This is a genomic window from Geomonas silvestris (assembly GCF_014193515.1).
Classification (GTDB): Bacteria; Desulfobacterota; Desulfuromonadia; order Geobacterales; family Geobacteraceae; genus Geomonas; species Geomonas silvestris.
The window spans coordinates 141,876-167,864 of record NZ_BLXX01000002.1 but is presented as its reverse complement, the minus strand read 5'-3'; the positions used below and the strand labels follow the sequence as shown (position 1 = coordinate 167,864).

General features: G+C 63.1%; 23 protein-coding genes and 1 pseudogene. 15 read left to right on the top strand and 9 right to left on the bottom strand.

The window, feature by feature from the left end:
* Window positions 1-67 precede the first annotated feature (67 nt).
* Window positions 68-342 (bottom strand): annotated as a pseudogene (locus GMST_RS04310) (DMT family protein).
* A gap of 406 nt (window positions 343-748) precedes the next feature.
* Between GMST_RS04310 and GMST_RS04305 the strand changes: the two are divergent.
* The 3 genes from GMST_RS04305 (at window position 749) to GMST_RS04295 (ending at window position 6,750) form a co-directional block, all read left to right on the top strand.
* On the top strand, window positions 749-2,194 hold the full coding sequence (locus tag GMST_RS04305; RefSeq protein WP_183353399.1) for a glyceraldehyde-3-phosphate dehydrogenase: 1,446 nt from the start codon (window positions 749-751) through the stop codon (window positions 2,192-2,194).
* A 171-nt stretch (window positions 2,195-2,365) separates the two neighbouring features.
* Complete coding sequence (locus tag GMST_RS04300) at window positions 2,366-5,929, top strand: DUF748 domain-containing protein (RefSeq protein ID WP_183353398.1); 3,564 nt, start codon at window positions 2,366-2,368, stop codon at window positions 5,927-5,929.
* Window positions 5,930-6,063: 134 nt separating this feature from the next.
* Window positions 6,064-6,750 (top strand): DUF1318 domain-containing protein, encoded by a 687-nt coding sequence (locus tag GMST_RS04295; RefSeq protein WP_183353397.1) that lies wholly within the window; start codon window positions 6,064-6,066, stop codon window positions 6,748-6,750.
* Between the two features lie 924 nt (window positions 6,751-7,674).
* On the opposite strand, the gene GMST_RS04290 is transcribed toward GMST_RS04295, so the two are convergent.
* From GMST_RS04290 to uppP, 5 genes are all read right to left on the bottom strand, one after another.
* Window positions 7,675-7,968, bottom strand: coding sequence for an NIPSNAP family protein (locus GMST_RS04290; protein ID WP_183353396.1), 294 nt, complete (start codon window positions 7,966-7,968; stop codon window positions 7,675-7,677).
* Between the two features lie 42 nt (window positions 7,969-8,010).
* Window positions 8,011-9,360, bottom strand: a complete 1,350-nt coding sequence (locus GMST_RS04285) for a dihydrolipoyl dehydrogenase family protein (RefSeq protein WP_183353395.1) — start codon at window positions 9,358-9,360, stop codon at window positions 8,011-8,013.
* 26 nt (window positions 9,361-9,386) lie between these two features.
* The gene (locus GMST_RS04280; protein WP_183353394.1) at window positions 9,387-9,854 is read right to left on the bottom strand and encodes an anaphase-promoting complex subunit 10 family protein; all 468 of its coding nucleotides are present in this window, start codon (window positions 9,852-9,854) and stop codon (window positions 9,387-9,389) included.
* A 15-nt stretch (window positions 9,855-9,869) separates the two neighbouring features.
* Window positions 9,870-10,556 (bottom strand): RadC family protein, encoded by a 687-nt coding sequence (gene radC, locus GMST_RS04275; protein WP_183353393.1) that lies wholly within the window; start codon window positions 10,554-10,556, stop codon window positions 9,870-9,872.
* A 65-nt stretch (window positions 10,557-10,621) separates the two neighbouring features.
* Window positions 10,622-11,434 (bottom strand): undecaprenyl-diphosphatase UppP, encoded by an 813-nt coding sequence (gene uppP, locus GMST_RS04270; RefSeq protein ID WP_183353392.1) that lies wholly within the window; start codon window positions 11,432-11,434, stop codon window positions 10,622-10,624.
* 200 nt (window positions 11,435-11,634) lie between these two features.
* On the opposite strand from uppP, the gene GMST_RS04265 reads away from it, so the two are divergent.
* Both GMST_RS04265 and GMST_RS04260 read left to right on the top strand, forming a co-directional pair.
* Window positions 11,635-12,252, top strand: a complete 618-nt coding sequence (locus GMST_RS04265; RefSeq protein WP_183353391.1) for a DUF47 domain-containing protein — start codon at window positions 11,635-11,637, stop codon at window positions 12,250-12,252.
* Window positions 12,245-13,246, top strand: coding sequence for an inorganic phosphate transporter (locus GMST_RS04260; protein WP_183353390.1), 1,002 nt, complete (start codon window positions 12,245-12,247; stop codon window positions 13,244-13,246). Before GMST_RS04265 ends, GMST_RS04260 begins: the two co-directional genes overlap by 8 nt.
* 94 nt (window positions 13,247-13,340) lie before the next feature.
* On the opposite strand, the gene GMST_RS04255 is transcribed toward GMST_RS04260, so the two are convergent.
* Window positions 13,341-13,829 (bottom strand): DUF2062 domain-containing protein, encoded by a 489-nt coding sequence (locus GMST_RS04255; RefSeq protein WP_183353389.1) that lies wholly within the window; start codon window positions 13,827-13,829, stop codon window positions 13,341-13,343.
* Between the two features lie 154 nt (window positions 13,830-13,983).
* On the opposite strand from GMST_RS04255, the gene proB reads away from it, so the two are divergent.
* The 10 genes from proB (at window position 13,984) to GMST_RS04205 (ending at window position 22,638) form a co-directional block, all read left to right on the top strand.
* A complete protein-coding gene (proB, locus tag GMST_RS04250) occupies window positions 13,984-15,105 on the top strand; it encodes a glutamate 5-kinase (RefSeq protein ID WP_183353388.1) in 1,122 nt (373 codons plus the stop codon).
* A 116-nt stretch (window positions 15,106-15,221) separates the two neighbouring features.
* Window positions 15,222-16,478, top strand: a complete 1,257-nt coding sequence (locus GMST_RS04245) for a glutamate-5-semialdehyde dehydrogenase (RefSeq protein WP_183353387.1) — start codon at window positions 15,222-15,224, stop codon at window positions 16,476-16,478.
* A 37-nt stretch (window positions 16,479-16,515) separates the two neighbouring features.
* Window positions 16,516-17,166 carry a nicotinate-nucleotide adenylyltransferase gene (gene nadD / locus GMST_RS04240; protein ID WP_183353386.1) on the top strand — a complete coding sequence of 217 codons (651 nt, stop codon included), beginning with the start codon at window positions 16,516-16,518 and terminating at the stop codon, window positions 17,164-17,166.
* Window positions 17,156-17,542, top strand: a complete 387-nt coding sequence (gene rsfS / locus GMST_RS04235) for a ribosome silencing factor (RefSeq protein WP_183353385.1) — start codon at window positions 17,156-17,158, stop codon at window positions 17,540-17,542. Before nadD ends, rsfS begins: the two co-directional genes overlap by 11 nt.
* Window positions 17,539-18,003: a 23S rRNA (pseudouridine(1915)-N(3))-methyltransferase RlmH gene (locus tag GMST_RS04230; protein WP_183353384.1), complete on the top strand. Its 465-nt coding sequence runs from the start codon at window positions 17,539-17,541 to the stop codon at window positions 18,001-18,003. The genes rsfS and GMST_RS04230 overlap by 4 nt, the downstream gene beginning before the upstream one ends.
* A gap of 58 nt (window positions 18,004-18,061) precedes the next feature.
* Entirely contained in the window at window positions 18,062-19,603 is a 1,542-nt protein-coding gene (gene gpmI / locus GMST_RS04225) for a 2,3-bisphosphoglycerate-independent phosphoglycerate mutase (RefSeq protein WP_183353383.1), read from the top strand.
* 103 nt (window positions 19,604-19,706) lie between these two features.
* On the top strand, window positions 19,707-20,372 hold the full coding sequence (locus tag GMST_RS04220) for a flavodoxin family protein (protein ID WP_183353382.1): 666 nt from the start codon (window positions 19,707-19,709) through the stop codon (window positions 20,370-20,372).
* A gap of 27 nt (window positions 20,373-20,399) precedes the next feature.
* Window positions 20,400-21,053, top strand: coding sequence for a lactate utilization protein (locus GMST_RS04215; RefSeq protein WP_183353381.1), 654 nt, complete (start codon window positions 20,400-20,402; stop codon window positions 21,051-21,053).
* A 213-nt stretch (window positions 21,054-21,266) separates the two neighbouring features.
* Entirely contained in the window at window positions 21,267-21,986 is a 720-nt protein-coding gene (locus GMST_RS04210; protein ID WP_183353380.1) for a ComF family protein, read from the top strand.
* Window positions 21,987-22,395: 409 nt separating this feature from the next.
* Window positions 22,396-22,638 carry a hypothetical protein gene (locus GMST_RS04205; RefSeq protein ID WP_183353379.1) on the top strand — a complete coding sequence of 81 codons (243 nt, stop codon included), beginning with the start codon at window positions 22,396-22,398 and terminating at the stop codon, window positions 22,636-22,638.
* A gap of 927 nt (window positions 22,639-23,565) precedes the next feature.
* On the opposite strand, the gene GMST_RS04200 is transcribed toward GMST_RS04205, so the two are convergent.
* Window positions 23,566-24,225: a DUF6448 family protein gene (locus tag GMST_RS04200; RefSeq protein ID WP_183353378.1), complete on the bottom strand. Its 660-nt coding sequence runs from the start codon at window positions 24,223-24,225 to the stop codon at window positions 23,566-23,568.
* Window positions 24,226-24,910: 685 nt separating this feature from the next.
* Entirely contained in the window at window positions 24,911-25,747 is an 837-nt protein-coding gene (locus GMST_RS04195; protein WP_183353377.1) for an FkbM family methyltransferase, read from the bottom strand.
* Window positions 25,748-25,989 lie beyond the last annotated feature (242 nt).

Here is a 25,989-nt window from a genome sequence, read left to right as displayed (position 1 = left end):
GGTTCCCTCCTTTGACACGAGAAATAGTAAAGAGTTTTCCCGCGGGCACAAGAGACGCTGCCGCGCGTCAGCTGCGAAAGATGAAGAAGACCGCTCCGGCGAGGCACAGGGCGGCCCACAGGTAGTCGAGCTTGAGCGGCTGCCCCATGTAGAAGACCGCGAAGGGGACGAACACCGAAAGGGTGATCACCTCCTGGATGATCTTGAGCTGCGCCAGGGTGAAGATCCCGTACCCCGCTGCAGCAGGTACTCGAAAAAGGCGATCCCCCAGCTGGCCAGCACCGCGACGATCAGCGGCGCGGCGCGCAGGTTGCGCAGGTGGGCGTACCAGGCAAAGGTCATAAAGACGTTGGACATGACGAGAAGTACGACGGTTTTCATGAAAAGTGCATCCTTCACGGGGATTAAAACCAAGTGAGAATACCACGACTTGCCAAGGCTAAGCAAGGTGCGGGGGACGCCACGGGCGCAGGACGCGCGGCAAAAGCGGGGGGAGGCGTTGCTGCGAAGCGGACATCGTGCAAAGAATCTTTAAGGAGGTGTCCGAGTTTTTCTGTTTGTTTACGCGAAATTTATGCAGTAATATACTCAGTTCAGCCCTCGCCGATACGTCGCCTGCCGCCCTTTGACAGTGGATCCACCTCGCTGTGCCATAGTAGGACAAGGTGCTGTGTTAACGGTTCGCTTTGGTTACTGGGACAGTGGAAGCGATGCCTGGCTGGCGGTACATCAACAGAAAGGATCGCACATGAACACCGAGAAACAAGAAGTCTATCTGAAGGAATGGCAGGGGCACGAAGAGTATGCCGAGCGCATGCTCCCCATCATCGGTCACCTGTACCGCGACAACAACGTGGTCACCACCGTGTACGGCCGCTCCCTGGTCAACACGCCGACCATCGACATCCTGAAGGCGCACCGCTTCGCTCGCCTGATCCTGGACGACGAGCTTACCGTGTTGGAAACCTTTCCCGTCCTCGAGGCCCTGGCCAAGCTGGACCTGGCCCCGGCCCGCATCGATATCGGCCGGCTCACCGTGCGCTACCAGGCGCAGGCGGGCAAGCTCGACCTGGACAGCTTCGTGCGCCAGGAACTGGCCGCGGTCAACACCGGCCGCACCCCGCTTTTGAGCGAACCTCAGGACATCGTGCTCTACGGCTTCGGCCGCATCGGGCGCCTTTTGGCCCGCATCCTCATCGAGAAGTCCGGCAGCGGCGAGAAGCTCAGGCTGCGCGCCGCGGTGGTGCGCAAAGGGAGTCCCGACGACCTGGTGAAGCGCGCGAGCCTCTTGCGCCGCGACTCGGTGCACGGCCCCTTCAACGGGATCATCACCATCGACGAGGAAGAAAACGCCATCATCGCCAACGGCAACATGATCCGGATCATCTACGCCGATGCCCCGGAGAACGTCGACTACACCCAGTACGGCATCCACAACGCGATCCTCATCGACAACACCGGCAAGTGGCGCGACCGCGAAGGGCTGGGGCGCCACCTGAAGGCACCCGGCGTCGCGCAGGTACTCCTGACCGCACCGGGCAAGGGGGACATCCCGAACGTGGTGTCCGGGGTGAACAACGAGCTCATCGTCTCGCAGGAGAAGATCTTCTCGGCGGCAAGCTGCACCACCAACGCCATCGTCCCGGTTCTCAAGGTGATCCACGACCGCTTCGGGATCGTGAGCGGCCACGTGGAGACCTGCCACTCCTACACCAACGACCAGAACCTGATCGACAACTACCACAAGGCCGACCGCCGCGGGCGCAGCGCCCCCTTGAACATGGTGATCACCGAGACCGGCGCCGCCAAGGCGGTGGCCAAGGTGCTCCCGGAGCTGACCGGCAGGCTCACCGGCAACGCGATCCGGGTCCCGACCCCCAACGTCTCGCTGGCGATCCTGAACCTCGAGCTGGGCGCCGCGACCGGCGTCGAGGAGCTGAACGGCGAACTGCGCGCCGCCTCTCTCGACTCGCCGCTGCAGAACCAGATCGACTTCACCAACTCGCCGGACGTGGTCTCCAGCGACTTCGTGGGCTCGCGGCACGCCGGCGTGGTCGATTCGCTCGCCACCATCGTGCAGAAAAACCGCTGCGTGGTCTACGTCTGGTACGACAACGAGTTCGGCTACAGCTGCCAGGTGGTGCGCATGGTACAGCGCATGGCGGGACTGGAACTCCCCTCCCTGCCGGAGTAGCACCCCTTCTGCAGTCCGCCTTACCGCAAAGGGCACCTCGTCGGGGTGCCCTTTGCTCCTTTTGCCGCGGCTGTTCCGGATCCCCAGGGATGGCGGGAGACCGCGGCACCAATCGGAAAACCTGTAGTACAATGAGGTGCTGGCAAATTCTACGGTCGAGGGCCCTAGTGCATGTCTGAACCGGCGCACGAGAAAACCGAAAACCAGGGGACAAGGCGCAGCCTGCTGCGGCGCATCTTGCTGGCAGTTGCGTGCCTGCTGATCCTTATGGTGCTGACTGCGGGGCTCTACCTGGCCACGCCGCTTCCGGCCCGCCACCTCTCCCGGCTCGGCTCGTCCTTCCTGCACCAGGGCCTGGTGGTGGAGCGGCTCGAGATCTCGGGCGCCACGCTCTACCTGCGCGGCCTGAAACTGGAAAACCCGCCGGGATTTGCCAGGGGGAACCTGGCCGCAGCCGATACCGTGGCCGTTGCGCCCAGCTGGAGCGACCTCATGGCGGGGCGGCAGCGCTACCGGCTCATCGAGCTGAAGGGACTCAAGGTGAACCTGGAGCAGAACAGCCGGGGGACCTGGAACTTCAGCCAGCTGCAGAAACTGCTCGCCGCACGCAAACCCTCACCCACCGAAACCAGGATCGATCGGCTGGCACTCGACTCCGGCTCCCTCACGATAAACGGCCAGGGGGTCGAGGGGATCTCGCTCAAGGTGTACAACCTCGCCACCAAGGGTTCCACCTCCTCTGACCTCGACCTCTCTTTCGAGGACTCCGGCCGCAACCGCTTTACCCTCACCGGCAAGCTGCGCCCCGGCCCGGAGCCGGACCTCGACCTGCAGCTGGCGGCGCCGCGGCTCGCCCTGGCAAAAACCGCTGCCCTGTTGCAGCTCAAGGTGCCGGAACTGCTGCAGGGCGGCACCGGGAGCCTCGAACTCAAGGCGGGACTGCACCGTAAGGAACTCTCCGCCTCGGGCCTGTTCCGCTTCGCCGGCATGAGCTACCGGGTCGCCGGAAAGCCGTACCCGCTCGCCGGCCGGCTCGAGTTCGCCGCCGGCTACGGCCTTAAGCGCGATACGGCCCGGCTCGAGATGGCCCGGCTGGAGCTGGACGGCCTGGTCCGCGTCAGCGCGAGCGCAACCGTGCGGGGGGTGAAGAAAGAGCGGGCCTTCGCCGCCGACCTCGGCTTCAGCGACGTCGACCTGGCGCACCTGGGGGCGCTGGTCCCCGAGAAAGCGCGCCGCGGCCTCAGCGTGGCGGGGCGGCTCTCCGGCGATACCCTGCACCTGGCGGGGCGCGGCAATGAGCTGACCACGGCAACGGGAAGCCTGCACCTGCGGGAGGGGAGGCTGGAGCGGGCCGGCCGTTTGCTGGTGGCGGGGCTCAGCAGCGACCTGACCTTCTCGCGCAGCCCGGAAGGCGTGCTTGCCCAGGGGCGCTGCAGCGCTTCTGCAGCAAAGAGCGCGGCGCTCGTCGAGGCGCTCGACCTGCCGGTGCGGGTCGAGCTCTCTCCGCGGCTCAAACCGGTAAGCGCCGAGAGCTCGGGCTTCAGCGCCCGGGTCTTCGGAACCGATCTCTCCGGGAAGGGAGCCTACCACCCTGCGCGCCCCGCCCCCCTGAACCTCTCGCTCAAGGTGCCGGCGGCGCGGCTGGCCAACTTCCAGTCGCTTTTGCAAAAATACCAGGTCAGCGCAAGCTCCGGCACGGCCGCGCTCGAGCTCGAAGCCTCGGGGCGGGACCTGCAGCAGCTGACGGCGACGCTTAACGTACACCTCGCAGGTGTTTCCGGCAGGCGCGGCAAAAACGCGGTCGAGCTGAAGGACGGCGTCGTGGCGGCGAAGCTGCGTCGCTCGGCAGGGCATCTCTTCGCCGAGGGGAACGCCGATCTCAAGGGCGCCGCCTGGGACGCCACCCGCGGCTCGGCCGGGTTCGCCTACCGCCTTGCCGACCGCCAGCTGAGCCTGGAAGCGGCCCGCGCGGAGCTCGGCGCGACTAGGTTCTCCTTCGCGCATCTCAACACCACGCTGCCGGCCGCCTCGGGTGCGAAGGGGGGCCCGGCACCGCTCGTGCTGCAGTTCGACGGTGCCTCGCTTTCCTGGAAGGAGCTGGCCGTGAGTTCGCTTGCCGGTGCGCTGCGCGGCCGGATCGTTTCCGAGGCGGGCGGGCGCTGGATCGACGGCTCCGGGGAGCTCAGTGCCGCAGCGCTTACCTGGCAGCGGAAACCGGTTGCCGCCCCGGTGCTGAAGCTCAGCTTTGCCAAGGCCGGCGGCAAGGCAGAGCTGGGGGGCAAACTCGCCGGCGGCGCCCTTTCCGGGGTGGTCTCCGCGGATCCCTTCGCGCCCGGAAGCGGCACCCGTTTCGATCTCACGCTCAAGGATGCGGAGCTGGTTAACGTTGCCCCGTTTCTCCCCAAGAACCCGAGCGTGCTCCCGGCGGCCGGCAAGGTCGACCTGCACCTGGCGGGGAGCTACCAGAAGGGTCCCGGCTTCGCCTGCCGGCTGGACGGTGCGGCGCGCGAGGTGGCACTTACCAGATCCGGCGGCAAGGGGCTCGTCCGTGGCGCCGCCCTGAATCTGAGCGGCGAGCTTGCCAAGGACCAGCTCAGCGTCACCAAGGCGCAGCTCATGCCCGGCCCTGGCGTCAACCTCGGGATCCGGGGAACTCTCAACCGCCCCTTCGCCCCCGAGCGTGCCGGGTGGTTCACCTTCACCCTGGCAGAGGTCAGCGCCACTAACCTGGTCGACGCGCTCATCGACCTGCTGCCGCGTGCGCTCCAGGAGGCAAACCTGGACGGAGCGCTGGCCGCGCAGGGGCGGCTCGACCTGGGGCAGGGGAGCCGGCTCCTCGAGGGGACCCTGGACTTCAAGGGGGCGCGCTTCGAGCTCCCGCAGCAGAAGCTGACCGTCTCCGGAATCGACGGCAGGTTCCCCTTCTCGCTCGACCTCTCCGGGAAAGCGGGGGGGAAGCCACCGGCCAGCATGGCGTTTAGCCGGGACAACTACCAAAAGCTCCTGGAACAGTTGCGCAGCCAGCGCTCCAGCGGCGAGGTGGTCCGGGTCGCCAAGATAGCCTTCGGACCGCTCGAGCTTGGGGCGCTGACCATGCACCTGAACGCCACCCGCGGCACAACCGAGATCTCCGCGCTCAGTTCCTCGCTCTACGAAGGGGCGCTCCTGGGGAAGGGGTATCTTACCCTGCACCAGGGGGTGAACTACCGCGGCGACCTCTTGCTCAACGGCATGAGCCTGCGCCAGCTCTGCAGCATCTTCCCCGGGATCCAGGGGTACATCTCGGGGCGGGTGGATGGCGTCTTCAGCGTAAGCGGCGGCGCGCACGGCCTGGCCGGCATCACGGGGTTCACCGAACTCTGGGCGCGCGACGGGAAGGGGGAGAAGATGCTGGTGAGCAAGGAGTTCCTGCAGCGGCTTGCCAAGCAGAAGCTGAGCGGCTTCTTCTTCCGCTCGGACCGCAGCTACGACGAAGCCGAGATCAAGGCGATCATGGAGGGTGGCTACCTCACCTTCGACAGCCTGAAGATCCTGCACACCAACTTCATCGGCGTGAAGGACCTGAACGTCTCCATCGCACCGACCCAGAACCGGATCGCCCTGGACCACCTGCTCGACTCGGTGAAGCAGGCTGCCACCCGTGGGAAGGCTGCCACCGGCGAGCCGGCTCCGGCGGGTGCTCCCGAGGCGGCACCCGAGGCGGCGCCGGCCCCGGAGTTCAAATGGGGCGAGTAAGCGGCTGCGCAGCCACGAGAGGCTTCCCATAAATGCTAAGCGTGCTATATTGTTAGCTGGCACGGCGCAAAGCTGATGATTCCGGCGCCCCCGACACAGGCTGCCGTTACCTTATCCATCACCTGGAGGTTCACATGAAGCGACGACTTTTGAAGTGCCTGCTGGCCGCTGCCTGCTCAGTTTTGGCCGCGTGCGCGGTGATAACCGTGAACGTGTATTTCCCGGAGAAGGCCGCCAAGGAAGCCTACAAGTCCCTGGACGAGATGCTCCTGAAAGCGCCGGGCGACAAGGGTACCCCGGGTACTCCGACCGGCGAGCCCGCTCCGCCCGCTCCGGCGCCCGGTCAGCAGGCGCAACCGGATAAGCCGCAGAGCCGGCTCTTCGACGAGATCCCTTCCTTCTCCCTGGTGTCGGAGGCGCTTGCCGCCGACGTGGATGCCGACGCCCTGGCGGTGGAGCTCTCCAGCATGCCGGAGGTGCTCAAGGCCTACGACGAGATGAACCGCAGGCTCTCCAGGCTGAACGACCTGTTCGCAAGTGGCGCAGTCGGACTTACCAACCAGGGGCTGGTGTCGGTGCGTGACAAGGCGAAGCTGGCGGCGCAGGACGAGAGCCTGCTCGCCGCGGAAAACCAGAGCAGAAAGACCGTGGTTACCAGCATGGCCAAGGCGATCGTCAAGCTGAACAAGCAGAAAGAGAGCAAAGCCGCCCTGGACCAGGTGATGGGGAAGGCCGCAGCGACCTACGCCGACACCAAGCGCGAGGCGGCCCAGCCCGGCTGGTGGGTCCAGTTGCAGAACGGGCGCTGGGTCCAGAAGTAGTTTCCCGGGAAGATAGCAGGTAGGACGCAGAAAAGGCCACGGTGCGAACCGTGGCCTTTTCTTGTTGGTGGGCGACTGTGCAGATGTTGAACTGCTGTTGAAAATCTGCTATTCCGCGCCACTCCGGCGACTTGGCCGGCTCTGGCCCGGATGCTGTTCAGCGCCTGCACTTTTCAGGCGCTTTCGGAAACCCTGCCGGCGAGGCGTAACTATGCGATTTACGCTGCTTTTTTGGTTTTATCGCGTTCTGGCACCGGATTTGTAAAGGGATAAGGCGTCGGGCGAACGAGTGACGCTAGGGCGCCTGACCAGAAAGATGACGAGGTAAGTCATGAGCAAGGGCATGTTGGTTTCGCTGGCCGCCTTCAGGGCGCGGCGAAACACCGACTCAACGACGACGACCCGTTCCGTCGAGCCAGCTCTCCCAGACCCGGGCAGGCTGTGGGAACTTCTCGACCGAAACATTAGCATAGCAGTCTGGACCAAGGTAACCGAGGTAGCACAGCAGTAACCAGCAACACCCCACTTTTTGCGCCGACTGAGAGTTCTCCTTCTTTTGGTCGGCGCCTTTTTTTTGCCGTAATCCGACAACTGAGGCCCCCCCGGTTGTCTTTTTTTTCTCCCCACCATCGTGCGGTCCAACCTTGTTCTTCGGTGTCACCGCAAAAGATCTTCTTGGCACCATAATTGAAATATGGAGGTTACTGGACCAAACGGGGAACTTCCCGGATACCCCCGGATACCGTTTCACCGGGAAGAGAACCTGGGACCAGTACCAGACGTAACAAGCAGGATCCCCTTTTGCGCCCTTGCGAACCCTCCATTCGCCAAGGGCGCCTTTTTTTGCCTCAACCCCCGCCCCGCAGTGCCGGTCTCTTCTCTTCAAAGATTTGACGGTGCGTCAAACAAAAAAACTTTTTTCCGTCAGGTAACCGGTTCGACGAAGTACTGCTCCATCTTGGCGATGAGGCGCGCCGGGTTGGGATCCATCGCCTTCCGCTCGTCGGAATCGAAGTAGGCGCGGTCCCGCTCCTCCCAGGCCGCCTGGTCCGGGTACTCCATCAGCCAGACGAACTGGCCGGTTTCCGGGACACTCCAGGCACCGGGGATGCTGAAGCCGACCTTCTCGCGGGCCGGCCGGATCTTTTCCTGCCATTCGCGGGCGAACTGCTGCAGGTTGCCGGGGGTGATGGTGTAGATACGGAGCTGGACTGGCATGGGACATCCTCCTGGGGGCATTGAATGCGATCCGGGTCTGGATCAGGAAATCATGTATTTCAGATCGGAAACGTGGGTGGGATAGGCCCAGAGCACCCGCTTCAGGTCGCGGTTGGTGAGGCCGAACTTCATGGCCATGGCGAAGATGTTGATCGCCTCTTCCGCTCCGTGCCCCAGGAGGTGCGCGCCGAGGACCTTCCCGGTGCCCGCCTCCAGGAGCACCTTGAAGTAGGCGTGCTGCTGCCCGATGCGCCGCGAGGACGGCCAGTTGGCCATCGAGCCGCGGTTCACCCGGAAACGGGCGCCGGACTTCAGGGCCTGTTCCTCGGTCACCCCGACGCTCGCCAGCGGGGGATGGCTGAAGACCACGGTCGGCACCGCGGCGTAGTCCGGTGCCACCTGGTTGCCGTGCAGGATATTGAAGGCGGCCACCTCCGCCTGCATGTCGGCCACCGTGGCCAGCTGGTAGGGGGAGTCGCAGGCGTCGCCGATGGCGTAGACCCGCGGGTTCGTGGTGCTCTGCAGGTACTGGTTCACGGCGACCCCGCGCGGCACCCGCTCCACCCCCCCGGCCTCGAGATCGAGGCTCTCCAGGTCGGCGATCCGGCCGCCGCCGTTCACGATCATGTCGGAGACGAAGCTCTCGGTGCACCCCGCGGCGCCGTAGGTCATCAGGGCTCCACGGTAGCGCTCGAACGAGCAGGCGTTGATGCCGGTGACGATGACGATCCCCCGGGCGTGGGCCGCTTCGGCGAGCCGGACGGTGAGCTCGGCGTCGAAGCGCTTCAGGATGCGCTCCCCGCGGTGCAGGATGGTGACTGCGGCTCCGGCGGCGCGCGCCACGTGGGCGAGTTCCAGCGAGATGTAGCCTCCGCCGATGAACAGGATGCGGCGCGGCAGGGAGCTGAGGCTCAAAAAGTCGTCGCTCGTGCTCATCAGTTCCGCCCCGGGGAAGTTGAGCGGCGCGGGGCGCGAGCCGGTCGCGATGACGAAGTGTTCGGCCTGCACGTTCTCCTCGTCGCCGATGACGACCTCGCCGGGCGAGCTGAATCTGGCGCTGCCGTGGAAGAGGTGGATGCCGGCCTTCTCGAAGCTGCGCTCGGTGCGCTCCGGAACCGCGTCGGTGAAGGCGGACTTGGAGCGCATCAGGGCGGGCCAATCGATCTTCGCCTCGGGGTGGATCCCGATCTCGGACATCTGGTGGGAGAGTTGCGCCACTTCGGCGGCCGCCACCAGGTACTTCTTGGGTTGGCAGCCGCGCATGGCGCAGGTGCCGCCGTAGGGGAGCTGGTCGACGACGGCAACCTGCCGCCCCGCCTTGCTGAGCGCGAGGGCCAGGGTGTAGCCGGCCGTTCCCGTTCCGATAACCAGGACATCGAAGCTGTGCAGCATGGGAAACCTCCTCGAAGCGCGCCGCGTCAGGCGATCAGCAGTCGGGCCAGCGAGGCCAGAACCTCGGCACCCCCCAGGTCCGGGACCAACTGCAACTCGATGACGCTCACCCCGGTCAGGTTCACCTGGTACTCCTCGCGCTCGGTCGTGGTGCCCGGCGGGTTGAAGTTGTACTGCTGGCGCACGATCTCGCGGTAGCTCTGTCCCGGGTCCGGCGACCAGCGCAGGAGGAACTCCTGGGTGCGGCTCGCCTTTTCCTCGCGGAATTCGAGGTAGATCTGGCGCACGAACTGCGGGGTGTCGAAGACGATCCGGATGGTCTGCGGGCCGAGCTGTGAAGCGAGCCAGCCGTCGCCGGTGCCGGGTGTTAGGGCGGCTTCGATGGGGTGGCGCGGATCCTCCGAGCTGAGCTCGACCTTGGCCAGGTTTTCCAGGTCGAGCCAGCGCGACGATTTTTCCGCCTGGTCGTTGGGGGTGATCAGTTCCTTGCGCATGATGCCTCCTTTGGGCTACATGATGCCGCGCTCGGTGAAGCTGTAGAAGCTGCCGTCGCCGATGATGATGTGGTCGAGCACCTTGATCCCCATCAGTTCGCCCGCCTCGCACAGGCGCCGGGTCACCTCCAGGTCCTCGGGACTGGGGGTGGGGTCGCCGGTCGGGTGGTTGTGCAGAAGGATCAGGGCCGCGGCGGATTCGCGCACCGCCACGTTGAACACCTCGCGCGGGTGCACCAGGCTCTGGTTCAGCGACCCCTCGGAGATCTGGGCGCGCCTGATGATCCGGTTCTTGCCGTCCAAGAGCAGCGCCATGAAGTACTCCTTGCGGCGATCCCTAAATTCGTAGTTGAGATGTTCGAAGACCTGCGAGGGGGAGGTGTAGCTGGCGAGGCTCTCGAGTGGGCGTGCCTTGCAGCGGTTGGAGAGCTCGAGTGCGGCTTTGATGCTGGTGGCCTTGGCGAGCCCGACCCCCTTCACCCGCTGCAGCTCGCTGCAGGAGGCGTCGGCCAGCCGGCGCAGCGCACCGAACTCGGTCAAAAGGGCGCGCCCCAGGTCGAGGGCGCTGCGGTTAGAGGCGGCGTCGCCGCTGCCGAGGATGAGGGCGAGGAGTTCCGCCTCGCTCAGGGCGCCACTCCCCAGGCGGAGCAGCTTCTCCCGGGGACGCTCGTTTTCCGGCCAATCCTTGATCCCGCTTCCCATGGTTTACCTCCCCTGGCGGACGCCAAACGAAGGGAATGATACCTCAGGAAGCGGGGTTTGCCAGTTCAGGCGCCCAGAAAGACGAAGGCCAGCGCGGCGCAGCCGGCGACCAGCCGGTACCAGACGAAGGGGTAGAGGGAATCGCGCTGCACCAGCTTGAGCAGGAAGGCGACGCTGATGAACCCGAAGACTGCGGAGGTGGCGATGCCGATGGCAAGCGGGAGCTGCTCGTCGGCAGGGATCCCCGCTTTCACCAGGTGGCCCACCTTGAGGATCGCGGCACCGGCCACGATGGGGAGCGAGATGAGGAAGGAGAAGCGGGCCGCAGCATCGCGGTGGAAGCCCAGAAGAAGCGCCGCGGTGATGGTGATCCCCGAGCGGGAGACCCCCGGCACCAGCGCGAGGCACTGGGCAAGGCCGATGATGACCGCGCACCTAAGGGTCATGCGGTCCATGCGCCAGCGCTTGGCGCCGGTGGTGTCGGCAAAGGCCAGCAGGAGGCCGAAGAGGATCAGGAAAACGGCGATGGTGGCGGGGCTTTTGCGGAAGATCTCCTCGATGGGCCCTTCCAGGGTCTTCCCCACCAGGGCTGCGGGAATCGTGGAGGCGATGATGTAGAAGGGGAGCCGGCGGGCCGGGGTGGTGAGGCCGCCGCGGCAGGCTGCGAAGAAGTTGCCGACCAGTTCCAGGCAGTCGCGCCAGAAGTAGAGGAGCAGCGCGAGGAGGGTACCCACATGCAGCGCCACGTCGAAGGTGAGGCCGGATTCCGGCCACTTCAAAAAGTCAGGTATCAGGATGAGGTGGGCCGAGCTGCTGATGGGGAGAACTTCGGTGAGCCCCTGGACCGCTCCAAGGACCGCGGCGTGCGTTGGATTCATGCTGGCTTAACTCCTGTTTCGTCGCAAAATATCGCAACCATAAGCGAAATTCCGACATAAATCAAGGCGGAAAGGGGTATGTATTCATCACATAAGGACTTATTACTCATTTCGTGCTGTGATCTTTGTGACAGTTGTGTTATATCTTGCCAGTTTTGTAACCTTGGCCCGGCAGGGGCCGCCCATGTGGAGGAGTATACATGTTTGGACTGATTCCGAAAGACGAACAGTATTTCGTGATGTTCCGTGAAATGTCGCACAACATCGTCGTAGGTGCTGAGCTTCTCAAGGACATGCTGGACAATTTCACCGACCCCGCCCAAAGCCAGCGGAAGATCAAGGACATCGAGCACAAGGGTGACACCATCACCCATGACATCATCAAGAAGCTGAACAAGAGCTTCATCACTCCGTTCGACCGCGAGGATATCTACGCCCTGTCCGGCGCGCTGGACGATATCCTCGACCTGATCGACGCCTGCGCCGCGCGGATCGTGATGTACAACGTCGAGAAGCCGACCCCGGAATCCAAGGAGCTGGGCTTTTTGATCCTGAAGGCCTGCCAGACCATCGATAAGACCGTGGCGCTCCTGGGGGGCAAACTGGAGCCGATCAGCGCCTACTGCATCGAGGTAAACGCCCTGGAGAACGAGGCGGACCGGGTGAGCCGCGAGGCGATCAGCCGCCTGTTCGACGAGGAGAAGGACCCGATCCAGCTCATCAAGTGGAAAGAGATCTACGAGACGCTGGAAACCGCGACCGACAAGTGCGAGGACGCGGCAAACATCCTGGAAAGCGTGGTGGTAAAAAATGCCTGATGCGATGCTCGTGATGCTGGTCGCCGTGATCGTCGCGGCGCTTGCCTTCGATTACATCAACGGATTCCACGACACGGCCAACGCCATCGCCACCTGCGTCTCGACCCGTGCCTTGACCGTCAGGAGCGCCATCTTCATGGCTGCCGGGCTCAACTTCGTGGGAGCCATGATCTCCACCAAGGTGGCAGCCACCATCGGAAAGGGGATCGTGGACGCCAACAACATCACCCAGATGGTGGTGCTGGCGGGGGTTCTCGGTGCCATCGTCTGGAACCTGATCACCTGGTACTACGGACTCCCCTCGTCCTCCTCGCACGCCATCATCGGCGGCCTGGCCGGTTCGGTGGTCGCCCATGCCGGGATGAGTGCGCTGCACTGGGCGGGTCTTAAGAAGATCGTCACCGTTTTGCTGGTCTCTCCGGTGGTCGGCGCGTTCTTCGGGTTCCTGTTCATGATCATCATGATGTGGACCTTCCGCAACAAGGCCCCGTACACCCTCAACAAGGTGTTCCGCAAGCTGCAGATCCTTTCCGCGGCGGTCATGGCCTTCTCGCACGGCACCGCCGACGCCCAGAAGTCCATGGGGGTCATCACCATGGCGCTGGTCTCGTACGGGACCCTGAGCAGCTTCGAGGTGCCGACCTGGGTGAAGATCGCCTGCGCGGTCGCCATGGCGCTCGGTACCGCGGCCGGCGGCTGGAGGATCATCAAGACCGTGGGGCACGACTTCGTGAAGCTGCAACCGGTGCACGGCTTCTGCGTGGAGACCGCCTCGGCGGGCGTCATCCTGGGCGCCTCGGCCATGGGGCTGCCGACCAGTACCACCCACGTGATCACCTCCGCCATCCTGGGGGTGGGACTTTCCAAGCGCATGTCGGCGGTGAACTGGACGGTCGCCTACCGCATCGTGGCCGCCTGGATCATCACCATCCCAGCCTCCGCCGGCGTCGGCTTTCTGAGCTACACGGTGCTGTCACCGTTCCTGGGGCGCTAAGGCGTCAGGAACTGAAGGCAAAAAAAGAGCGCCGGTAGCCAAGAAGCTGCCGGCGCTTTTCGTTTTGAGTAAGGTACGACTCCCCTCTCCCCGCCTACTCCAGCTCCTCGCCGACCTCTTCCATCTCCTCGGTGAGCTCCTTCTGGGCGGCGTCGCGGGAGCGGAAGCGGATCACCAGGTAGTAGCAGACGAAGTAGGCGATGATGGCGGCGCAGAAACCGAGGATCGAGGTCCCCAGGAGCAGCGACTTGGCGTACTTCTCCAGGTTGTGCCACTCGAGGCTCCCCCCGGTAAGCGGCAGCTCGTTCACGGGGCGGCCGCGCAGAAAGCGCCCCAGCTTGTAGCTGATGCCCAAAATAGGGACGATGGTGAGCGGGGTGTTGATCCAGGCGCCGGTGACGCAGGTGAGTTTGTTGAGGCGGAAGATGAAGGCGGCCGCGATGGCCATCGGGGTGTGCAGACCGAAAAACGGGGTGAAGCTGATGAAAACGCCGACGGCGAATCCGGCGGAGATGTGCCCGGGATGGCTGTCTAGAGATAGGATCTTATAGAGCGTTTTTTTCCAGCGTTTCTTGTTCAGCAAACAGTCACCTCGATGTGAAGCGCTCAGTCTAAAGGCCGACCGGTGGTTTGTCAATTCATTTAACCCGGCCTACAAGCAAGGGTTTGCCAGATGTTTACAAACGTGCTAGTATCTGCTCCTTTAAAAAAATATCATGATCGGTGCGACTAGAGTGATGCGTAAAGAACTACTCAAGAAGGTAAAGCGGATCGTTGTGAAGATAGGCTCGGGCGTACTGACCGGAGCGGGAACCGGGATCGATCCGGATTTCCTCGCGGGGCTCGCCTCGGAGGTCGCCGGTCTCAAGAAGCGCGGCATGGAGGTGGTGATCGTCTCCTCCGGCGCGGTGGCCGCAGGGCGCCCGGTTTTGGGTCTGCCGGACCGGCCGCGCACCCTGCCGCAGAAGCAGGCGGCGGCCGCGGTCGGGCAGTCGCGCCTGATGCGCTCCTACGAGGAGGCCTTCTCCGGCTTCGGCCTCAACGTGGCGCAGATCCTTTTGACCCGTGACGACCTCGCCAACCGGCGCCGCTTCCAGAACGCCCGCGGCACGCTCGATACGCTTCTATCCTGCGGCATCATCCCGGTCATCAACGAGAACGACACCGTCGTGGTGGACGAATTGAAGTTCGGCGACAACGACAACCTCTCCGCCCTGGTGACGAACCTCGTGGAAGCGCAGCTTTTGCTCATCATGACCGACATCGACGGGCTCTACACCGCCGACCCGCGCTCCAACCCGGACGCGGCGCTCATCCACCAGGTGCGCAGCATCACCCGCGACATGGAGCGCGGCGCCGGCGGCAGCGGCACCAGCGTGGGGACCGGCGGCATGGCGACCAAGCTCGCCGCCGCCAAGAAGGCGATGAAGTCGGGGGTGGCCGCAGTGGTCTTCGCCGGCAAGGTGCCGGGGAACCTGACGCGCGTGATGGACGGCGAACTGGTGGGGACCCTGTTCCTACCCGCCGGGGAGAGCCTGAACCGCCGCAAGCACTGGATCGCCTACACCCTGAGGCCTGCCGGGAGCATCGTCGTGGACGCCGGCGCGCGCGAGGTGCTCGCGAAGCACGGGAAAAGCCTGCTCCCCTCCGGCATCGCCAAGGTCGAGGGGCGTTTCGCCCGCGGCGCCTGCGTGAGGATCGTGGATACCGAGGGAGTCGAGTTCGCCCGCGGCCTGGTCGATTACTCAAGCCAGGAGATCGAGCAGATCAGCCGGCACAAGAGCTCGGAGATCGAGCAGATCCTCGGTTTCCGCTACGGCGACGACGTGATTCACCGGGACAATCTGGTATTGTTATAGCTTCGCCCAATCTGGTACTGTTAAAGGCGGTACCTTTGCTACTCATAGGCTCCCGCGCCGTACTCACAGGCGGGAGCTTTACGTCTTAGAGCGGTTCCCCGCGGAAGGAGTTTCCCATGACCGTAGCAGAACAGATCAAGAGCATTGCCAGCGCGGCACGCCAGGCTTCCTTCGCCATGGCGAAGCTCTCCCCGGGCGTCAAGAACGAGCTCCTGCTCGACATGGCACAGGCCCTTGTCGACAACGCCCCCAAGATCGTCGAGGAGAACAAGAAGGACCTGGAGGCCGGCGAGAAGAACGGGCTCTCCGCGGCCATGCTGGATAGGCTCATGCTGAACGAGGCGCGCATCAAGGGGATGGCCGACGCGATCCGCGAGGTGGCGGCGCTCCCCGACCCGGTGGGCGAGGTGACCGGCATGTGGAAGCGCCCCAACGACCTCATGGTCGGCAAGATGCGCATCCCCCTGGGGGTGATCGGCATCATCTACGAGTCGCGCCCGAACGTCACCTCGGACGCTGCGGCCCTGTGCCTTAAGAGCGGGAACGCGGTGGTCTTGCGCGGCGGCTCCGAGGCGATCCACTCGAACCTCGCCATCGCCACCATCCTGCAAAAGGCGCTCGCCAACCGGAACATCCCGGCCGCGGCGCTCTCGCTCATCCCGTTCACCGAGCGCGAAGGGGTGACCGAGATGCTCAAGCAGGAGGAGTACATCGACGTCATCATCCCGCGCGGCGGCGAGGGGCTGATCCGCTTCGTGGTGCAGAACTCGAAGATCCCGGTGATCAAGCACTACAAGGGGGTCTGCCACGTCTTCGTGGACGCCTCGGCCGACTTCGAGATGGCCAAGCGGATCATCGTGAACGCCAAGGTGCAGCGCCCCGGGGTCTGCAACGCGCTGGAGACGCTTTTGATCCACCGCGACATCGCCGAGCGCTTCGTCCCCTTCATCGCCGAGGCGCTCACCCAGGAGAAGGTGGAGCTGCGCGGCGACGAGGCCTTCAGGAAGTACGCGCCCGCAGCCGGCGCCGCCACCGAGGAGGACTGGTACGCCGAGTACCTGGAGCTCATCCTCGCGGCCCGCGTGGTGGACGACATGGATGCGGCGATCGAGCACATCAACAAGTACTGCTCGCTGCACACCGAGTCGATCATCACCTCGGACTACGGCAACGCACAGCGCTTCATCCGCGAGGTGAACTCCGGCGTCGTCATGGTGAACGCCTCGACCCGTTTCTCGGACGGCAACCAGCTGGGTCTCGGGGCGGAGATCGGCATCTCGACCACCAAGCTGCACTCCTTCGGCCCGATGGGGCTCACCGACCTCACCACGACCAAGTTCATCGTCTACGGCGAAGGGCAGGTGCGCGCCTGATGTTCACGAGCTCCCGGCGCGCGGAGGTCGCGGTTCCATGAAGATTGGGATCCTCGGGGGGACCTTCAACCCGATCCACCTGGCGCACCTGCGCATCGCGGAGGAGGTCAGGGACCGCTTCGCCCTGGACCGGGTGCTCTTCATCCCGGCCTCGACGCCGCCGCACAAGCCCTCGGTGGGACAGCTCTCCTTCACCGACCGCTACCAGATGGTGCGCCTGGCCATCCAGGACAACCCTGCCTTCGCGGTCTCGGACATGGAGGGGGTGCGCGGCGGGCGCTCCTACTCGATCGACACCTTAAGGGAGCTGAAGCGGGAACACCCCGACGACGAGCTCTACTTCATCGTTGGGGGCGACTCGTTTGCGGACATCGGGACCTGGCGCGAGTACGCGGCCATTTTCACCCTGGCAAACGTGGTCTGCATGCAGCGTCCGGGCTCTACTATCAAGAGCTTGGCTCAGGCCCTCCCTGTTGCTATAGCAGGGGAATTCTGCTATAACCATCAGGCTAAAAAACTCAGTCACAGCTCGGGAAATGCAGTTTACGCGCTGGACGGAGTGCTCCTGGACATCTCGTCCAGTCACATACGGCAACTGGCCCGGACCGGCCGCTCGATCAGGTACCTGGTTCCGGAAGCCGTGGCAGATTACCTCAAAGGACAAAGGTTATACACGGATGGAAGATAAAGTAGTAATGCCGGCGGAGGAGCGTGCCATCAAGTGCGCCGCTTTCGCCCTCGACAAGAAGGCCCTCAACGTGAGGGTGCTCAATATCAGCAGGATCTCCAGCATCGCCGACTACCTGGTGCTCGCGAGCGGCCGCTCCGACAAGCAGGTCCAGGCGATCGCGGATTCCGTGAAGATGGGGCTCAAGCCCTTCGACCGTACCATCGACACCGAAGGGCTGCAGGAAGGGCGCTGGGTGGTCATGGATTACGGCGACATCATCGTGCACATCTTCCAGGAAGAGGTGCGCGCCCACTACAACCTGGACGAACTGTGGGAGCGCGCTCCCCAGCTGGAGATCCCCGAGGAGTTCCTCTGGGAGCATAAGGAAAAATGAGGCTGAAGCTCCTCTGGGTCGGCAAGACCCAGGAGGCGTGGGTCAAGACAGGAATCGAGGAGTACGCAGGCCGCATCAAACGTTACTGCCCCCTGGAGATCCTGGAGGCACGCGAGGAAAAAGGAGCCCAGGCGGCAGTGATGCGGGAGCGCGAATGTGAGCGCCTCGTGAAGCTGCTCCCCAAGGGGGCGAAGCTGGTGGTCCTGGACGAGCGGGGCGATCAGCTGACCTCCCCCGAGCTCGCAAACTTTCTCACCAAGCAGCGCGACCAGGGGACCCAGGACCTGGTCTTCGCCATCGGCGGGGCCTACGGCTTTACCGACGGCTTCCGCAGCCAGGCCTTCAAGGCAATCTCGCTCTCCAAAATGACGCTGACCCACCAGATGGTCCGGGTGTTTCTCCTGGAACAGATCTACCGCGGGTTCACCATCATGAACGGCGAGCCGTACCACCACGAGTAAACGATTAAGGTGAAGTTTTTCTTCACCTTTTTTTATTCTAGTATTCAAGGAGAGTGACATGCCAAAGAAGCCTCTGCTCTTGATGATCCTGGACGGCTGGGGAATCGCCCCCGAAACCGAAACCAACGCGGTAGCCAAGGCGAAGACCCCCAACATGAACCGGCTGATGGCGAACTACCCTTCGGGCGAGATCGACGGTTCGGGGATGTCGGTGGGGCTTCCCGACGGGCAGATGGGGAACTCGGAGGTGGGCCACACCAACATCGGCGCCGGCCGCGTGGTGTACCAGGACCTGACCCGGATCAGCAAGGCGATTCAGGACGGCGTGTTCTTCGAGAACCCGGAGCTTGTCGAGTGCATGAAGAAGGCGAAGGAGGCGACCGGGCGGCTGCACCTGGCGGGGCTGCTCTCCGACGGCGGGGTGCACTCCCACGAGACCCACCTCTACGCCCTGATCGAGATGGCCAAGCGCCAGGGGATCAAGGAAGTACTGGTGCACTGCCTGATGGACGGGCGCGACACCCCGCCGCGAAGCGGTGCCGACTACATCGACCGGCTCGAGGAGAAGATCGCCGAGATCGGCCTCGGGCGCATCGCCACCGTGATCGGGCGCTACTATGCCATGGACCGCGACAACCGCTGGGAGCGCGTGGAGCAGGCCTACCGGGCCATCGTCCTGGGCGAGGGGAAACCGTACCCGTCTGCCGCGACCGCCATGCGCGAGAGCTACCGCGAAGGGGTTTCCGACGAGTTCGTGGTGCCGAGCGTGATCGCTGCCGAAGGGGCGCACACCGGAAAGGTGCAGGACGGCGACGGCTTCATCTTCTTCAATTTCCGCTCGGACCGGGCCCGCGAGATCACCCGCAGCCTCACCGAGAACTCCTTCAGCGGCTTCGAGCGCGGTGCGCTCCCGCAGCTCGCGAGCTACGTCTGCATGACCAGCTACGACGAGACCTTCGACCTCCCCGTCGCCTTCGGTCCGGAGGAGCTCACCAACATCTTCCCCGAGGTGATCGCCAAGGCGGGTCTTACCCAGCTGCGCATCGCCGAGACCGAGAAGTACGCCCACGTCACCTTCTTCTTCAACGGCGGCCGCGAGGCCCCCTTTGCCGGCGAGGACCGCGCCCTGATCCCTTCCCCGAAGGAGGTGGCGACCTACGACCAGAAACCCGAGATGAGCGCCTACCTGGTGACCGACGAGCTTTTGAAGCGGCTTGACGAGGACAAGTACGACGTGATCATCCTCAACTTCGCCAACGCCGACATGGTCGGGCACACCGGCATCATGGAAGCCGCGGTGCGTGCCGTCGAGGCGGTGGACGAGTGCGTGGGCAAGCTGGTGGACCGGGTGCTTCAGCTGGGAGGGGCGGCGATCATCACCGCCGACCACGGCAACGCCGAGATGATGGTGGACGACACGACCGGCGGCCCGCACACCGCGCACACCTGCGACATGGCCCCCCTGGTGCTGGTGGACGAAAGCCGCAAAGAGGTGAAGCTGAGAAAAGGGGTGCTGGCGGACCTGGCGCCCACCATGCTGGAGATGCTGGGGATCCCCCAGCCGTCGGAGATGACCGGCAAAAGCGTTATTGTGAAGTAGCAGCTGGCAACTTTCGCGAGGCGGCGCATCCGATAGGACCGGTCCGACAGATCCGACCGACCGGTGCGATCTGACGAGGCGCCGCCCGAAACAGGAGAACCCGATGAAAATCATTGCTATCAACGGCAGCCCGCGCGGCATGCGCGGCACCACCGGCCGTTTGCTCGAAGAAGTTTTGGCCGGGGTCGCCCAGGTCGGCGCCGAGGTCGAAGTGGTCTGTCTGGACCGCACCGAAGTCGGCCCCTGCGTCGCCTGCGACGCCTGCCACAAGGTGGGCGACTGCCCGATCAAGGACGATTTCAGCGAGGTGCGCACCAAGCTCATGAACGCCGACGGCTTCATCCTCGCCACCCCCAACTACATCTTCAACGTCTCGGCCCAGATGAAGGCCTTCATCGACCGCCTGAACGGCCTGGTCCACTGCACCGCACTGGAAGGGAAGTACGCGGCCCTGGTGGAGACCTCCGGTGGCGGCGGCGACGAGGAGGTCATCGAGTACCTGGAGCGCGTCGTATCGGCGCTGGGTGCCCTGACCGTGGGCTCCGTGGCCTCCCCCGGGGCGGGACCGCGCCAGTTCCCCGACCAGGATGAACTCTTCGAAAACGCCCGCACCCTGGGCGCCGAGCTCTGCGCCAGCATCGCCGAAAAACGCGCCTTCCCGGACCAGATGGCGGCGCACAACGCCTTCAAGGAGCGGATGAAGCAGCTCGTGGGCTTCATGGGGGACTACTGGACCTACGAGCGCGAATTCTGGGCCAACCGCGGCTGAACCATCACCTACCTCCCGGAGAGAACCATGAGCAAAACCGAAGAACTCAACCACTGGGCCTATGCCAAGAAGTGCGAGAAGGCGGTGGCCGGCCTCGCGAAAAACGGTTTCACCGCAGTCTTCTGCCAGGACAGCGGCGAGGTGTTCCACTACATCCTGAACGAAGTCGGCGACGCCAAGACCGTCGGCTTCGGAGGCTCGCTGTCGGTGGCCGATCTGAAACTCGGGGAGAAGCTGAAGGGCATGGGTAAGGAGATCGTGGACCACAATCTGCCCGACCTCACCCCCGAAGAGAAGCTGGAGCTCTGCCGCCGCGAGCTGACCTGCGACCTCTTCCTCACCGGGAGCAACGCGGTGACCCTTTCCGGCGTCCTCGTGAACATCGACGGCAACGGCAACCGCGTCGCCTCCATGTTCTTCGGCCCCAAGAAGGTGATCGTCGTGGTGGGGCGCAACAAGCTGGTGGACGGCGGCGTCGAGGACGCGATCCAGCGGATCAAGAATTTTGCGGCTCCCGCCAATGCCAAGCGGCTGAATTTTGCGACCCCGTGTGCGACCACCGGCTTCTGCTCCAACTGCGACTCCCCGCAGCGCATCTGCCGCGTCACCACCATCATCGACAAGAAGCCCCGCAACACCGACATCCGCGTGTTGGTGGTCAACGAAGACATGGGGCTGTAGACTTCTCCAGGTTGACGCGGCAAGCTGGCAGTTGCCCCGCTTTCTCCCAGCTCCCCCTCCCCCCTGGCGGGGGAGGGTCGGGGTGAGGGGGCAGCGGAAAGCACCGACCCGGTCACTCCGTAGCAGCTTCCCCCACCCCCTAACCCCCTCCCGCAAGGGGAGGGGGGACTCTTGGGCCTTCTACCTTGCACCCACGCAGCACCGGAGGGCACCATGTTGCTTCGGCCTCTGCTGGATCTCCTCTTTCCGCCGCTTTGCCACTGCTGCAAGACCTTCATCCCCAACGCGGGCGACCTCCTCATCTGCCCCGCCTGTCTCGAGAAGATCACCTTCCTGGTTACCCCGCTCTGCCCGAGCTGCGGCACCCCCTTCAAGACTGAAAACGGCCGCGACCATCTCTGCGGCGCCTGCCTCAAACATCCCCCCTCACACCTGAGCCGCTCCGCCACGCTCTACGCCGGGCCGGTGCAGGAGCTCATCCACCGCTTCAAGTACGGCTACAAGGTGCACCTGGGCGACCCGCTGGGGATTATGATGTCCCAGGCGCTGTCGCCGTTTCGGGAAGACGCCGCACCGGATCTTGTCGTTCCGGTGCCGTTGCACCGCAAGCGCCTGCGCCAGCGCGGCTTCAACCAGTCGCAACTGATCGGGGAAGTGCTGGCCAAGCGCTGGAAGCTGCGCATAGACACGGGGAGCCTGTGCCGGGAGCGCTGGACCGAACCGCAAACGAGCCTCGATGCGGAACAGCGCCGGGATAACGTGAAGGGGGCGTTTGCGGTACGCAGGCCGGAGCGCCTGAGGGGGAAACGGGTGCTCTTGGTGGATGACGTCTGCACCACCGGGAGCACGCTGAGCGCCTGCGCGGAGGCGCTGGAGGAGGCGGGGGCACAGGCGGTTTCTGCCGTAACGGTGGCACGCAGCCTGCCGTTTTAAGGCTATGGTCCGAGCCGGGAATGATGGCCTGACCGCCGCATTCTGCCACAGGAGCTGTCAGTGTAGGTTGGCGGAACTGAATCCGCTTGCGTTCCGGAATTGGAAGGATACTCTTGACTGGCCGATGGCTGGGGGCGGGGTTTGCCCCAGTCGCAACCATGGTCGCCCTGGCTGCCTACAAAAGGTCGGGAGGACACGCCGTACCCAAAGTCGAAGCCGTTGAAGAGTGCCGGCAACGGAAAGGAGGTGGATCAAAGACCGTATCGCCCGCAAAATGCCAAAAAACCCTGCCGCGTTCTGGGCTGAAGCATGCCGGCTCTTCAGAGTCGTCTCCGAGTTGACCTTGTACCTGTCCCGACCGGACAGAGTCCCCGGTCCGGACCTTTTGCGCACTCTTTTGGGGCGTCTTTTGGAGAAGATCTCGGCTGCGTCCTTCCGGGACACGCGGGAAGTCGCCTGGCGCAACGAAACGATGAGAGAAATCGCGGCAGCCTTCGACAAAATCTTCAGCTTCCTGGAATCGGTAGCGACCGAGGAGGATTTTAAGGAATTCCGCAATCAAGGGCTGTGTATCGTGAGTCCTGGAGGCAGGAAGAGAGCCTGCCGGAAGTCCGCACCTGCAAAGATCCCTGTTGCGGAAGGAGCATCGTAGCACCCGTCGCTGACCGCCCGGTCGGCACAGAGTATTCATTCAGCAGAAAACCCAACCACGCCCCTCGAGCTGAACCTGCCTGCAGTAATTCCTGCGGTCGCGCGATACTGATGCACGCGCTGTTGGAAACTCACCGTCGCTCACCCGTAAATGCCCACCTCCGAAGTCAAACTGGCGCTGTTCAGCCAGTTTTCGCCCATCACAATGAGCTCTCTTCGGGTCAATTCTATTCCCGCTGCACCGAAACCCTGAACCATCCTCTGAGAATGCATTCCTTTGCTCCACGCAAGGATGATCACCCGTCGGGGATGCATTGTTTTGTTCCACACATGCTTCACTGACTCCTGGGATGGCCTATTCTCCACCACGAATTACAATTCCACCCTCTGGTAATCGATTCCCGCCGAGGCGGAATTTCTAACTACACCCGCGACTGGCATTTCCCAAGGGCGGGAATCCATTCCCACGTCGCCAGTATGAATTTCCACGTTTCCGGTTGGAATTCCCGCGGTGCCGTCATGAATTTCCGCCGTCCGAAACTGCGATCTCTGCCGCTGGTGCTGCATTCCCAGGAAAGAGAAATGCATTTGGAGCAGATTTTTAAGCTAAGCTCTAGAATCTCGGCCGTGAATTGTGGAGCTTGTAAGTCCACAGCAGGCAAGAAAACAGGAAGGAAGGGGCAATTTCGTTCGACGAGGTCGCTTTGAAATGGAACGGAAGGTGTCGCATCGCACTACGAATGGGAAGCAGTGGCGAGGGACGACGAGTAGCCCGTGACGGTCTCAAAACCGGTACGGGTGCTGCTGGACCAGTTCCCGCATCAAGACCAAGGGGAGAAAGGCCGGAAACGGGCCCCACGTACAGTATCCGTGGCAGATGGGGCGCGAGGGAAGGGGTTGCGGCACGTCTGCCGCAACCCCAGGTGTGTCAGTGGGAATGGGTCGGTTCCCGGTCCGGGTGTTTTTCCCCGGCACCCTCGAAAGATCCGTGCCCGGAATGCGCATCACCCCCGCCATGAGCAGGAGCCGATCCGGCGGTATGCAGGTTCTCGACGAAGTGGGTGAAGTCCACGTAGGCCTCGACGAACTCCCTGCCTTGGACGACGCTTTCATCCTTGTGCCGGTAGGCCGCCGCCACGCGCTCGAAGCGTTTCCTGATTCCCTCCTGCACAGCCTTGGTGACCAGGTGCTCCAGGGTCTCGGCAGAGCCGCTTGCCAGTGCCTTGTCGGCCTCGGCCACCGCAGGTTCCACTGCTCCAGCCGGTTTCAACCCGGTAAAAGGGGCGCCTTCGCCGGCACGGTGGATCCTTACCAGGGTCGCGAAGAATTCTTCGTGGGCAGCTTCGGTTTTTCCGCCGCCCGCCGCAAGTGCCTTGTCAAAGGCAGCTTTGACTGCGTACTCATCCTTTGCTTTTACCCATTTAAGGACAGGGGTGACGTTTTTGCTCTCAAGAGCCCGGTGCGCATCGCGAACCACGGGGCCGTCCAGCGTATCGCAATGTGCGGATGCAAGCCGAGGCGCTGAAAGTGAGCTTAAGGCGACAACGGCAGCCGTTGCCAGTGCAAGTGTCAGATTTTTTGTTTTCATGGCGAGATCTCCTGTTCCGTTGGAAGTGGTCCACTGGTAACAGCCTGAAGTCCTCAGGCTGCTACGAAGCCCGGGGCCCAGGAGAACACCGTGGAGGAACATAGATCTGCCTGGTGTAGCCCTCGCGGCTTCCACCCAGGAAACGCCAGGCCAGTTTCCCCTCGACTCTCGTGACCATGAGATCTCCCGTGGGGGAGGTGTCGAAAGGATGATCTAACCCGCAGCGGCTTGTTGTGTCCGCGTTGCCGGCGCCGGAGCCGTTGCCCCCGCTCTGGTCGCTTTCATGGCAATCCGTCACCGTATCGAGAGCGTCGAGGTTCAAGAGCCGCAGGCTGTGGGCGGGAGCGGCAGAAGACGCCATAAAGAGCGCCAGCACCGTCAGGATCGCGACACGCCGTATCGTCGCACGATATGCCATCATGACCTAATCATGGCGTCTTACCTGCTGCATTGGTTTGACCTAGGTCAAAACCAATGAAAGAGCGAGATTGCCTGCTGTGGCTGTTGATGGGGGAGTTGGGGGAGACAAAAGGTGTCAACGCGTGAAAGGAGCATGCTGCGCGGACCGGAGGAGCCACGGAACAGCAACGCAAAAAGCCCTCGGCTAAGAGCCGAGGGCTTTTGATTTAAATGGTCGGAATGAGAGGATTCGAACCCCCGATCCCCTGCTCCCAATGCAAATGCGTCATGCGTACTTGCCCGGCTTCATCGACTTGTCCGGGGAAAACTTGCGATGCACAAATATCAGGTTCTGAAAGGCAAAAAGCTCAGTCTTGAGCGGTGACCCGCTCAGGGGGATGGCACCTTGGGGAAGCAGCCGGTAAGGCAAATGATTGGGCAAAATCTTCGCAAGATCCCTGAAAAATACTCGGCTTACGATGTTCATCTCGTTGAACTCGATGTGGAGTACATCGATCTTGTCTGCCTCAATGAGCCCCCGTGCACCCTTCAAAACCTCAAGCTCGTGCCCCTCGGTGTCTATCTTGAGCAGGTTTATTCGCTCAATGCTGTTGGCCTCACAAAATTTGTCCAGTGTCGTGATGGAAACTTCCATCTCTTCCGAATCGACTCGATGTAACTCCTCGATTACTTCACGATAGAGAGAGCCGTGCTGAGACGACGAAGCCTGATCCTTTCTATCGTAGAACTTCAGTATTCCTTCCTCAGAACCTAGACCCTTGTTGATCGCGTGTGCGCCCAGGTCGGCTATCTCTTCCGACATCTTCGCAAATGTTTTGGGATTCGGCTCAAAAGTCCAGACGGTTGACTCGGGAACGGCAGTCTTCAACATCTTCGTGTAGTCGCCAGTATTGCCACCGACATCCATGAGGACGGGATTGGGAGCTGTCAGATAAAGCGGCAACAACTTCTCGCTAAAAAATTTTTCGCCGGACCAATACTCGTTTTCATAGTTAAGTATTCCGAGCCCAGCAATAGCACAATCGAACATGAGCTCGTTAATCTTCCTGAAGGACTGCCTTGCCGCCAGCCTACGCCAGCCACGCTTTATGGTGCTCTTCATCAACTCTCCCAAGTCAGACCAGGTTGTCACAACAGCGGCCAGTCGCTTTCTTTTAAAAGTAGTAATTAATTCATATACAGTCGAATTTGGTGGGTTGCAACTTAAAAGTGGCGTCTCTTGGAAGGACAGACTCGGGAATATGGCAGCCCGGGCGGCGATGGGGGAGGGACGTGGCGCGTTCCTTGCTGATGAGCAAGGAAAGGCGTGCCCCAAGTGGCAGGGGTGTTGCAACTCAAAACGAA

What these genes read in the sequence shown, in the direction of transcription:
- GMST_RS04305 (WP_183353399.1), top strand. Translation starts at nt 749, where the DNA reads ATGAACACCGAGAAACAAGAAGTCTATCTGAAGGAATGGCAGGGGCAC.
- GMST_RS04300 (WP_183353398.1), top strand. Translation starts at nt 2,366, where the DNA reads ATGTCTGAACCGGCGCACGAGAAAACCGAAAACCAGGGGACAAGGCGC.
- GMST_RS04295 (WP_183353397.1), top strand. Translation starts at nt 6,064, where the DNA reads ATGAAGCGACGACTTTTGAAGTGCCTGCTGGCCGCTGCCTGCTCAGTT.
- GMST_RS04290 (WP_183353396.1), bottom strand. Translation starts at nt 7,968, where the DNA reads ATGCCAGTCCAGCTCCGTATCTACACCATCACCCCCGGCAACCTGCAG.
- GMST_RS04285 (WP_183353395.1), bottom strand. Translation starts at nt 9,360, where the DNA reads ATGCTGCACAGCTTCGATGTCCTGGTTATCGGAACGGGAACGGCCGGC.
- GMST_RS04280 (WP_183353394.1), bottom strand. Translation starts at nt 9,854, where the DNA reads ATGCGCAAGGAACTGATCACCCCCAACGACCAGGCGGAAAAATCGTCG.
- radC (WP_183353393.1), bottom strand. Translation starts at nt 10,556, where the DNA reads ATGGGAAGCGGGATCAAGGATTGGCCGGAAAACGAGCGTCCCCGGGAG.
- uppP (WP_183353392.1), bottom strand. Translation starts at nt 11,434, where the DNA reads ATGAATCCAACGCACGCCGCGGTCCTTGGAGCGGTCCAGGGGCTCACC.
- GMST_RS04265 (WP_183353391.1), top strand. Translation starts at nt 11,635, where the DNA reads ATGTTTGGACTGATTCCGAAAGACGAACAGTATTTCGTGATGTTCCGT.
- GMST_RS04260 (WP_183353390.1), top strand. Translation starts at nt 12,245, where the DNA reads ATGCCTGATGCGATGCTCGTGATGCTGGTCGCCGTGATCGTCGCGGCG.
- proB (WP_183353388.1), top strand. Translation starts at nt 13,984, where the DNA reads ATGCGTAAAGAACTACTCAAGAAGGTAAAGCGGATCGTTGTGAAGATA.
- GMST_RS04245 (WP_183353387.1), top strand. Translation starts at nt 15,222, where the DNA reads ATGACCGTAGCAGAACAGATCAAGAGCATTGCCAGCGCGGCACGCCAG.
- nadD (WP_183353386.1), top strand. Translation starts at nt 16,516, where the DNA reads ATGAAGATTGGGATCCTCGGGGGGACCTTCAACCCGATCCACCTGGCG.
- rsfS (WP_183353385.1), top strand. Translation starts at nt 17,156, where the DNA reads ATGGAAGATAAAGTAGTAATGCCGGCGGAGGAGCGTGCCATCAAGTGC.
- GMST_RS04230 (WP_183353384.1), top strand. Translation starts at nt 17,539, where the DNA reads ATGAGGCTGAAGCTCCTCTGGGTCGGCAAGACCCAGGAGGCGTGGGTC.
- gpmI (WP_183353383.1), top strand. Translation starts at nt 18,062, where the DNA reads ATGCCAAAGAAGCCTCTGCTCTTGATGATCCTGGACGGCTGGGGAATC.
- GMST_RS04220 (WP_183353382.1), top strand. Translation starts at nt 19,707, where the DNA reads ATGAAAATCATTGCTATCAACGGCAGCCCGCGCGGCATGCGCGGCACC.
- GMST_RS04215 (WP_183353381.1), top strand. Translation starts at nt 20,400, where the DNA reads ATGAGCAAAACCGAAGAACTCAACCACTGGGCCTATGCCAAGAAGTGC.
- GMST_RS04210 (WP_183353380.1), top strand. Translation starts at nt 21,267, where the DNA reads ATGTTGCTTCGGCCTCTGCTGGATCTCCTCTTTCCGCCGCTTTGCCAC.
- GMST_RS04200 (WP_183353378.1), bottom strand. Translation starts at nt 24,225, where the DNA reads ATGAAAACAAAAAATCTGACACTTGCACTGGCAACGGCTGCCGTTGTC.
- GMST_RS04195 (WP_183353377.1), bottom strand. Translation starts at nt 25,747, where the DNA reads ATGAAGAGCACCATAAAGCGTGGCTGGCGTAGGCTGGCGGCAAGGCAG.